This window comes from Arsenophonus endosymbiont of Bemisia tabaci Q2 (assembly GCF_902713415.1).
Taxonomy (GTDB): Bacteria; Pseudomonadota; Gammaproteobacteria; order Enterobacterales; family Enterobacteriaceae; genus Arsenophonus.
Genome location: NZ_CACTIE010000118.1, coordinates 1 through 9,314, shown reverse-complemented (window position 1 = coordinate 9,314; position 9,314 = coordinate 1). Strand labels below are relative to the sequence as shown.

Genomic DNA, 9,314 nt, shown 5'->3' with positions numbered 1-9,314 from the left:
GCTTAAAGTTGTTATCAAGGGAAACTTTTTCCACCAAGCCTATGTCAACACTACGACTTTTAAGTTTGGTTTTTCCCGCTTTAACACCTTCGGCATTATAGGTAATCAATGTCACTTCAGGACCTAAATGGCTAAAATGGTAAATTATTATCCAGGCACCAATAAAGATGCTGATAATTGGAATGATCCAAATCGGTGAACAGCTTTTTATTTTACTGATCTTTGCTTGCGCGTCAGTGTTATCTTTATTAGCCACCTTGTAACCCCTTTTCTAATCGAATTCTATAGCTAAGCGACTTAATTTTGATTACACCATATTGAGTGCGCACAAAATATCTGTGTCGCATCGGAGCGCTCTTTTTTTGCATTTAGCTTGTGCCCATTTATGTTCAATTGGATTAAGATCTGGCGAATAGGTAGGCAAATATTCCACCATATGCCCCGCATCGATGATGACTTGTTGAATACTCTGTTTCTTGTGAAAAGTTGCATTATCCATCATGATTACACTGTTTTTAGGAAGTACTGGGATAAGGACTTGGGTGACCCATGCATAGAAAACATCGCTGTTATAGCTAGGCGACTTTAAAATAATTACAAGTAATTACTCTATATCACTAAATTTATATTGGATAAAAACATATATTGTGTAATCAAAATTAAGACGCTTAGCTATACCATCATTTAAACGTGCTTTAATAATTACACGCTTAAAGTTGTTATCAAGGGAAACTTTTTCCACCAAGCCTATGTCAACACTACGACTTTTAAGTTTGGTTTTTCCCGCTTTAACACCTTCGGCATTATAGGTAATCAATGTCACTTCAGGACCTAAATGGCTAAAATGGTAAATTATTATCCAGGCACCAATAAAGATGCTGATAATTGGAATGATCCAAATCGGTGAACAGCTTTTTATTTTACTGATCTTTGCTTGCGCGTCAGTGTTATCTTTATTAGCCACCTTGTAACCCCTTTTCTAATCGAATTCTATAGCTAAGCGACTGAATTTTGATTACACCATATTGAGTGCGAACAAAATATCTGTGTCGCATCCGAGCGCTCTTTTTTTACATTTAGCTTGTGCCCCTATCTGTTCAATTGGATTAAGATCTGGCGAATAGGTAGGCAAATATTCCACCATATGCCCCGCATCGATGATGACTTCTTGAATACTCTTTTTCTTGTGAAAATTTGCATTATCCATCATGATTACACTGTTTTTAGGAAGTACTGGGATAAGGACTTGGGTGACCCATGCATAGAAAACATCGCTGTTAATATTGATATCAAATAATCCGATAGCAAACAGCGTTGTGCCCAATAAAGCGCCGATAACATTTGTTCTTTCTTTAGCTCCTCAGTTCTTGAGACCAACACACCGTTGACCTTTCTGGGAATAGCGGTGAGTCCGCGGGGTATCGTGTAAAAAACCACTTTCATCAATAAAAACAATATGCTTGCCTTCTTTTCATACTGTTTTTTTGTTGAAACGTTTGTCGAGTGTTTTCGTCGGCTTTCGGATGACGTAGAGTTTTTTTTATAGGTCAATCCCATTTTTTTGAGAGCTTGCCAAATAGCCTTATGACAAACGCCAAAACGCTTTGCACGCTCTTTTTGGTAAGCATTTTGATATTGTTCAACATCTTTTATCAACTCGAATTTATCGATTTTTCGCTGACGCGTAGTCGATGCTTTTGGCTCGATTTGATTAATCCAACGCGATACAGATGCAGAGCCAATCCGAAATTGCTTCGCTGTTTCTCGGATACTCAACCCTTCTTCTTCTATCGTAAATATCACTTTACCTCTAAAATCAATTGAATAGCTCATATAAATAATTTCATCAAAATTAAGTTGCTTAGCTATAATCACTTGGTTACCTTTCAGGAACAAGTCACCGGTTTGCGTTCAGATAGTCGCCGAGCTATTTTCAAACCTTTTACTTAAAGTTCACCCTGAGCATTTTTTGTAGTCAGAGATTATTATAAGCTGCAATTTTAGCGCTTTCACCTTGATTACTGATAACATTGCTAAATACATGAATATAATGTTTAGCCGTTACTTTACCTTGATTAATCAGGCTATCGCTTTAAAGTAATAGTTTTTTCTGAGATAAAATTTCACGAATTGCCGGAATTATAATGGCTGGCGTTTTGCCGATTAAATGCCTGTTAGTGGTAATATGACCTAGCGTCAGTTTCCCTTTAGCGGAAACAAATAAATCACTTTCGCTCGTTTTAATATTATCCAGCTTAACTTCACTGTCTGGTTCGGTAGCAATGATTTTAATGCGATTGGCATAAATCCCACCAGGCTCTGTAATGTTAACCGAAAATTGGGGTTTTAGGCCCGGGCTAGTTATTTGAGAAACTGTTCCAGTCTGATAGTCAATCGCATTCATGCGTAGCAGCAAGCTAATATTTTTGCTCAGAATACTGGCATTGATGGTAACAGTGCGGCTGATCATTTGAGTATACTGTTATAGCTAAGCGACTTAATTTTGATGACATTATTTATATAAGCTATTCAATTGATTTTAGACGCTTAGCTATACCACCATGGAGAGCCCCTTTATTAGGGATGGTAATATCACCTTTTTTCACCTTTAAATGAGCGAATTCGCCTCGTTGATTCAGTGTCGGCCGGCCCCCCTAGTTAAGGTTAATCCACCAATATTGCTGAAACGACAACCATCACAACTGATGCCATTAGGATTAGCGATGATCACATCCGCTTTCTTGCCTGCAATTTCCAATTTTCCATTTAGTTGGGAAGAAGATGAACCGGTTACTTCATTAATAATCAAACTGGCCGTCTGTTCACTAAGCTGGCCGGCTAGTTCACTTTTCGCTGGTTGGATAGCATTGTTCAGCACCGCACCTTCTGGCAGTATATTAAATTGCTGATATCGATTATGAGAAATACCCGCCCGATTAGGTGCCGCTATATCGATGACAGCAATTTGATTTTTAACCGTTAACTGAGTTTTTTCATCCGCTGGTTGGACAGTGGAACTCAAAACCGGTAACAGAGGATAACTGGTGATGAAATAAATTATGTTTCTGCTATAGCGAATCTTTTTATTTTTCATAGCATTACCTATATTCTATTTTTGTATTAATATGACGATGAAAGTTACCGCTTCAAAATAGAAAAGAAAAATTTAATAGGCAATATATAATAATCAATAATTTAATTAGTTAATCCAATCATAATCATTATTTTTAATTATAATTCGATATGTTAAATTTAATTAATACTATTTTACTTTTATTCCTAAAATTAAATCTGATTTTAATATTTTTATATTTAATAAATTAAAGCCAGTGATTATTTAATCACTGGCTTTAATAGAATTATTGATTATAATTAAATTCAGTTAACGACTTACTGCGGCAAAAGCCTGAGCAATACGTTGAACATTATGTTCATTAACACCCGCCATAGAAATACGCCCAGTACTAACCAGATATATGGCAAATTCCTTACGTAGACGCTCAACCTGTTCTACGCTAAAACCGGTCTAACTAAACATACCATGCTGCTTTAATAGGTGATCAAAGTTTTTTCAGGTAACGCATTTTCCAAATTGCTAACCAGCATTTTCTCCGCATGGCAAAGATGCGCCGACACATCGATTCTACCTCACTTAGCCATTCAGCGCGTAATGTGTCATTTGTCAAAACATGTTCAACAATTTTTGCGCTATTTGATGGTGGGCTCGAATAGAGACGACGCACACCCGCCTTTAGTTGGCCAAATACCCGCTCACACTCCGGTTGATTTTGACAAATAATCGGTAGACCGCCAACCCGATCACCATACAGACCAAAAATCTTGGAAAATGAATTACTGAAAATACCGGTAATCCGGCCTGAGCCATAGTGCGAATAGCATAAACATCCTCATCCATGCTTTTAGCAAATCCTTGATAAGCCATATCAAGAAAGGCAATAAAGGCGCCGCTCTTCAGCCACTTTGGTGATTTGATCCCACTGTTACGGTGTTAAATCAGAACCGGTTCGATTATGACAACATGGATGCGCATTAAGATAATGCTTTTTTCTCGCAGCTGTTTGAATGTTGCCAGCATTTCAGAAAATTTTATCCCTTTGGGATCGGCATCAAAATAGGGGTAATAATGGACGTTAATTCCTGAACCCATGAAGATAGAAGCATGATTTTCCCAGGTAGGATCACTACACCAAACCTCTGACTCAGGGAAATAACTATGTATAGCTGGGCGACTTTAAAATCGGCTCCCAGTTTTAACGCCCCTGAGCAACCAATAGTCTGTATTCTTGCAATTTGTTGTTCTTTAATTAGTGGGCTATCAGCGCCAAAAAGCAGTTTTTGAATCGCTAACCGGTAGTTATGTAGTCCTTCTATCGCTAAATAAAAGGAGGCTATAGCAGGAAATTGATTAAGCTTGGTTTTCGCTTTACCGACAGTGCCAAGTTGGGGAGTATTACCCTTGCCGTCATAATACAGGCCAATGCTAAGGTTAATTTTATTTTCACGCGGATCTTTATTAAATGAATCCATCAACGACAGGATAGGATCACCGGCAAAAGCATCAACATTCTGAAACACTTAAAATTCTCTCCACTATCATCATATCTATTTTTTTATTAAATAACCGACAACAAATTTATTTGTCCAGGTATTCCATTGCCACCCGTGAGGTTAGCTTTGTTAATAATTCATAATCACTGACACCAGTATCTGCTGCCACCTCTTCAACAGGCAATAGATCTCCCCATATAATTGCTTCATCGCCGACCTTATCGTTGGTTTCAATTCCTAAATCGACTGAAATCATATCCATGGAGACTCTACCTACAATCGGCACTTTGCGCCCATTTATTAATACTGGTGTGCCTGACGGGGCATTACGGGGATAACCATCGCCATAACCAATTGCCACTACACCAAGATTGGTATCCTGCTTACTAACCCAAACTCCACCATAACCGACCGGCTCTCCGGCTTTATGTTGACGAATAGCAATTAGATTAGATTTGAGGGTCATCGCTGGCAGGAGGCCAAAATTTTTGCCTTGTTTACCTTCTTGTGGTGAAGCGCCATACATCATGATGCCAGGACGCACCCAATCAAAATGTGATCTTTGCCATAGTAGAATACCGGCAGATGCCGCGATCGATTTTTCTCCTGGTTTATCTTTTATAAAAGCATTAAAACAAGCCAATTGCTGCTCTGTCACTGCGGGTAAGCCAGCCTCATCAGCACGACTAAAATGACTCATAATATTGATAGGCTTTTGAATATTTTGAGATGCCATCAAGCGTGTATAAGATATTCTCGCCTCTTCAGGTCTGAACCCCAAACGGTGCATACCGGTATCAAGTTTCATCCAAACTTTTATCGGCTTTTCTAATTTAATCTGTTCTAATGTTTCAAGTTGTTCAATACTCTGTACAACAACATCAATCTCATACCTGGTGATAATAGCTAATTCAGCTAGCTCAAAAAAACCTTTTAATAATAAGATGGGGTTGTTGATGCCATTTTCACGTAATGTGATTGCTTCGCTAATATGAGCAACAGCAAAGCTATCAGCCAGATCTTTAACTGTGTGCGCTGTTTCTAGTAAACCATGCCCATAAGCATTAGCTTTAACGATAGCAATTATGCGGCTATGAGGCGCAATTTCCCGAACTCGTTGTAAATTGTGACGCAGAGCGGGGCGGTGAATGACAGCGGTTGCCGCTTTCATTTTACTCTCCGTATTAACGTATTAAAATTAAATAGATAGATTATTCGTCGTGCTAGATTGGTCCAGCATAGTTATCAAAACGTGACCATTGTCCATTGAAAGTCAGACGTACTGTTCCAATCGGGCCATTACGCTGCTTACCGATAATAATTTCTGCTACCCCTTTAAGATCTGAATTATCGTTATAAACCTCATCTCGATAAATAAACATAATTAAATCGGCATCCTGCTCAATGGAGCCGGATTCCCGTAAATCTGAATTGACCGGTTTTTTATCCGCTCGTTGTTCCAGGCTACGATTAAGTTGTGACAATGCGATCACAGGTACTTGTAACTCTTTTGCCAATGATTTAAGCGAACGGGAAATTTCGGCAATCTCAAGTGTACGATTATCAGACAGGGAAGGAACTCGCATAAGCTGAAGATAATCGATCATAATTAGACTTAAACCACCATGTTCACGGTAAACCCGGCGAGCACGTGAACGAACTTCTGTCGGCGTTAACCCAGCGCAGTCATCAATATACATATTGCGTTTTTCCATCAACAACCCCATGGTACTGGAAATACGCGCCCAATCTTCGTCATCAAGTTGGCCAGTTCGAATACGAGTTTGATCAACACGCGATAAAGAAGCTAACATACGCATCATGATTTGATTAGCTGGCATTTCCAAACTAAAAATCAAAACCGGTTTTTCTTCTATCATGGCCGCATGTTCACATAAATTCATCGCAAAAGTGGTTTTACCCATGGAAGGACGAGCTGCTACGATAATCAGATCAGAGTTTTGTAATCCTGCCGTTTTTCGATCCAGATCCTGGTAGCCGGTAGAGACACCGGTTACCCCATCATGAGGCTTCTGATATAACTGTTCAATTTTTTCCATCGTCTCAGACAGGATCTCTTCAATCCCTTTCGGACCGTCATCTTTATTAGCACGAGTTTCTGCAATTTGAAAAACACGTGATTCAGCTAAATCCAGTAACTCTTCGCTGCTGCGACCTTGAGGATCATAACCCGCATCAGCGATCTCATTTGCCACCGCAATCATGTCACGAACAACAGCACGTTCGCGCACAATATCTGCATAAGCGTTAATGTTCGCAGCACTTGGGGTATTTTTAGCTAATTCTGCTAAATAGGCAAAACCACCGACGCTATCCAATTCGCCTTGTTGTTCTAACGATTCAGATAAAGTAATTAAATCAATTGGTCTACTCTGTTCAAGCAGGCGTTGCATTTCAGCAAAAATGGTGCGGTGTGGTCGGCTAAAAAAATCTGCGTTGGTCACGCGTTCTGAGACATGATCCCAACGCTCGTTATCCAAAATTAATCCACCCAGTACCGATTGCTCAGCTTCTAAGGAGTGAGGTGGCATTTTTAGCCCCTCTATTTGACGATCTTTCTGACCAATAAATACGGTTTCTGCGGAATACTTCTTCGCCATAGTACTTTTTTTACCCATTAATCAATAGAGTCGCTCATCAGTATATGCTATTTACTGCTATTTCTTGACAATTTGATCATTTAATTTGACATAAAACCTTAACGATTCCTCACTGTTATCTTTTACAGAAAATCTGAAAATGTTGCAATGTTCCTCAATCAAACATGCCAAAATATTGGCAATAAATCTGAACTTTCCGAAAAATATTGCAATCATCGCTAATAAGCGACTAGTTAAACATAACCATTAACCAACTGTACTTTCAGATTGTTTTATTCGCGAATATTTATATAGTTTATTAATTCTTTAATAAGGAAACCTTTTAATTAAACGGAGTTTAATTGCTATGAATAGTTATCAAGAGATCAATACATTTATTAATCATGTTTATGACGAAAAGCGCTTTTTAAATGATGAATTTCAAACTATTTTTCATTATGCCAATCATAAATTTGACACTTTTCTGACACAATTTGATAAAAATCGGGAATTAGCCGATTTTCAGCAATCAATTAATCATGCCGTGCAATTGATGTAAAACAGTCTGGAAAAAATTGGCCAAAATGGGGACATAGAATGCGAACAAAAAAATAAAATAAAAGTCGCTTTTATTAGTTAAATACTCTATTTATTCGCTAATTTTGATCCCACTTTTAGTTCTCTTTAATTAAACGTACCCCAGGTATGGCATAGATAAAATAACCTGGGTTAGTCAATTATTTACCGGTAATAAACTCGAGTGCCTGCTTAACCACGGTTACATCGGCGCCTTTTTTATGGGCATTTTCACTCAAATGACGGCGCCATTGGCGAGCGCCCGGAATAGCTTGAAATATTCCAAACATATGACGAGTAATATGACCTAAATAAGTTGCCTGTTTCAACTCTCGCTCAATATAAGGATACATTGCTTGTACTGCAACAATCGGATCAATAACCAGGTTACTTTGATCAGAAAATTCAACATCAACCTGAGTTAATAATGCAGGATTTTGATAAGCTTCTCGGCCTATCATAACACCATCAAGATGGTGTAAATGCTGTTTAGCCTGTTTAATGTTTTTGATACCTCCATTAACTACAATGGTTAACTGAGGAAAATCTTTTTTCAATTGATAAACGCGTGAATAGTCTAAAGGTGGTATTTCCCGATTCTGTTTTGGACTTAACCCCGATAGCCAAGCTTTACGCGCATGAATGATAAATAAACCACATTGACTCTCTGCCACAATTTTATCAATAAAATCGGTTAAAAAAGCATAACTATCGTCATCATCAACGCCAATACGGGTTTTTACTGTTATCGGGATCGTAGTAGCATCCTGCATTGCTTTTATACAATCCCCTACTAGTGCGCCTTCACGCATCAAACATGCACCAAAACGGCTATTTTGGACCCGATCTGAAGGACAGCCAATATTTAAATTAACCTCATCATAACCGCTTTTCTGAGCCAATTTTGCACAATCGGCCAAGGCAGCAGGCTCATTACCACCCAACTGCAAAGCAACTGGATGTTCCTCTTCACTATAAGCCAGATAATCACCTTTACCATAAATAAGCGCACCAGTTGTCACCATTTCTGTATAAAGTAACGCTTCTTTAGTTAATAAACGATGAAAATAACGGCAATGACGATCTGTCCAATCAAGCATCGGCGCCACGCTAAAACGGCGGTGGTTAAAATTACCTGTCGATGCCGTTAATTCGTGGTTTTCGGTTAGTTTTATATTAGTTGTGTTATCGTGCATTTTTCCGTTTTTTGGTATGTTGTTTTTTATTACCACTAAATGGTATTACTCGTTTTTAACAGCCATTATAGCGAGAATTTATTTGTATGCTGCCTATTATACCATAGAGAAACACCCTGCTGTGGGATGGCTTCACTCACAACAAAAAACTACCAGAAAGCCATGACTTCAAGGCAATAGTTTCAATTGAAAATGGTAATTCGTGAGAGTTAAAAATTAAATGATAATCAATTGATAACCACCGTAGACTCAATAGCGTTCATCACAAAAATTAGATTATAGCTAAGCGACTTAATTTTGATTACACCATATTGAGTGCGAACAAAATATCTGTGTCGCATCCGAGCGCTCTTTTTTTGCATTTAGCTTGTGC

General features: G+C 38.4%; 9 protein-coding genes and 4 pseudogenes. 1 reads left to right on the top strand and 12 read right to left on the bottom strand.

The features are described 5' to 3' along the window. The 10 genes and pseudogenes from ARSQ2_RS06915 to dnaB form a co-directional block, all read right to left on the bottom strand. Nucleotides 1-256 (bottom strand): annotated as a pseudogene (locus ARSQ2_RS06915) (intermembrane transport protein PqiB); the annotation flags it as partial. Nucleotides 257-418: 162 nt separating this feature from the next. Beyond that, nucleotides 419-532: pseudogene (locus ARSQ2_RS12770) on the bottom strand (IS630 family transposase); the annotation flags it as partial. A gap of 105 nt (nt 533-637) precedes the next feature. Continuing rightward, a pseudogene (locus ARSQ2_RS06905) lies at nt 638-964 on the bottom strand (MlaD family protein); the annotation flags it as partial. A 51-nt stretch (nt 965-1,015) separates the two neighbouring features. Further along, nucleotides 1,016-1,324 carry a transposase gene (locus tag ARSQ2_RS11955; protein ID WP_202880393.1) on the bottom strand — a complete coding sequence of 103 codons (309 nt, stop codon included), beginning with the start codon at nt 1,322-1,324 and terminating at the stop codon, nt 1,016-1,018. Next, nucleotides 1,213-1,833, bottom strand: coding sequence for an IS630 transposase-related protein (locus ARSQ2_RS06900; protein WP_202880392.1), 621 nt, complete (start codon nt 1,831-1,833; stop codon nt 1,213-1,215). The genes ARSQ2_RS11955 and ARSQ2_RS06900 overlap by 112 nt, the downstream gene beginning before the upstream one ends. A 259-nt stretch (nt 1,834-2,092) precedes the next feature. Beyond that, nucleotides 2,093-2,470 (bottom strand): hypothetical protein, encoded by a 378-nt coding sequence (locus ARSQ2_RS06895; RefSeq protein ID WP_181994832.1) that lies wholly within the window; start codon nt 2,468-2,470, stop codon nt 2,093-2,095. Nucleotides 2,471-2,635: 165 nt separating this feature from the next. After that, entirely contained in the window at nt 2,636-3,094 is a 459-nt protein-coding gene (locus ARSQ2_RS06890) for a filamentous hemagglutinin N-terminal domain-containing protein (RefSeq protein WP_181994831.1), read from the bottom strand. 288 nt (nt 3,095-3,382) lie between these two features. After that, a pseudogene (locus ARSQ2_RS06885) lies at nt 3,383-4,596 on the bottom strand (amino acid aminotransferase). A 58-nt stretch (nt 4,597-4,654) separates the two neighbouring features. After that, nucleotides 4,655-5,740 (bottom strand): alanine racemase, encoded by a 1,086-nt coding sequence (gene alr, locus ARSQ2_RS06880; protein WP_181994830.1) that lies wholly within the window; start codon nt 5,738-5,740, stop codon nt 4,655-4,657. Between the two features lie 52 nt (nt 5,741-5,792). Continuing rightward, nucleotides 5,793-7,190, bottom strand: a complete 1,398-nt coding sequence (gene dnaB, locus ARSQ2_RS06875) for a replicative DNA helicase (RefSeq protein ID WP_181994829.1) — start codon at nt 7,188-7,190, stop codon at nt 5,793-5,795. Between the two features lie 346 nt (nt 7,191-7,536). Between dnaB and ARSQ2_RS06870 the strand changes: the two genes are divergently transcribed. Next, a complete protein-coding gene (locus ARSQ2_RS06870) occupies nt 7,537-7,728 on the top strand; it encodes a hypothetical protein (RefSeq protein WP_181994828.1) in 192 nt (63 codons plus the stop codon). Nucleotides 7,729-7,906: 178 nt separating this feature from the next. Here the strand turns inward: ARSQ2_RS06870 and dusA are convergent, their stop codons facing one another. Both dusA and ARSQ2_RS13715 read right to left on the bottom strand, forming a co-directional pair. After that, a complete protein-coding gene (dusA, locus tag ARSQ2_RS06865) occupies nt 7,907-8,941 on the bottom strand; it encodes a tRNA dihydrouridine(20/20a) synthase DusA (protein WP_181994827.1) in 1,035 nt (344 codons plus the stop codon). A gap of 227 nt (nt 8,942-9,168) precedes the next feature. Then, nucleotides 9,169-9,303 carry a hypothetical protein gene (locus tag ARSQ2_RS13715; RefSeq protein ID WP_255487644.1) on the bottom strand — a complete coding sequence of 45 codons (135 nt, stop codon included), beginning with the start codon at nt 9,301-9,303 and terminating at the stop codon, nt 9,169-9,171. Nucleotides 9,304-9,314 lie beyond the last annotated feature (11 nt).

Bases quoted from the DNA above. Each gene is read 5' to 3' on its own strand.
- ARSQ2_RS06900 (WP_202880392.1), bottom strand. From the start codon at position 1,833: ATGAGCTATTCAATTGATTTTAGAGGTAAAGTGATATTTACGATAGAA.
- ARSQ2_RS06895 (WP_181994832.1), bottom strand. From the start codon at position 2,470: ATGATCAGCCGCACTGTTACCATCAATGCCAGTATTCTGAGCAAAAAT.
- ARSQ2_RS06890 (WP_181994831.1), bottom strand. From the start codon at position 3,094: ATGAAAAATAAAAAGATTCGCTATAGCAGAAACATAATTTATTTCATC.
- alr (WP_181994830.1), bottom strand. From the start codon at position 5,740: ATGAAAGCGGCAACCGCTGTCATTCACCGCCCCGCTCTGCGTCACAAT.
- dnaB (WP_181994829.1), bottom strand. From the start codon at position 7,190: ATGGCGAAGAAGTATTCCGCAGAAACCGTATTTATTGGTCAGAAAGAT.
- ARSQ2_RS06870 (WP_181994828.1), top strand. From the start codon at position 7,537: ATGAATAGTTATCAAGAGATCAATACATTTATTAATCATGTTTATGAC.
- dusA (WP_181994827.1), bottom strand. From the start codon at position 8,941: ATGCACGATAACACAACTAATATAAAACTAACCGAAAACCACGAATTA.
- ARSQ2_RS13715 (WP_255487644.1), bottom strand. From the start codon at position 9,303: ATGCAAAAAAAGAGCGCTCGGATGCGACACAGATATTTTGTTCGCACT.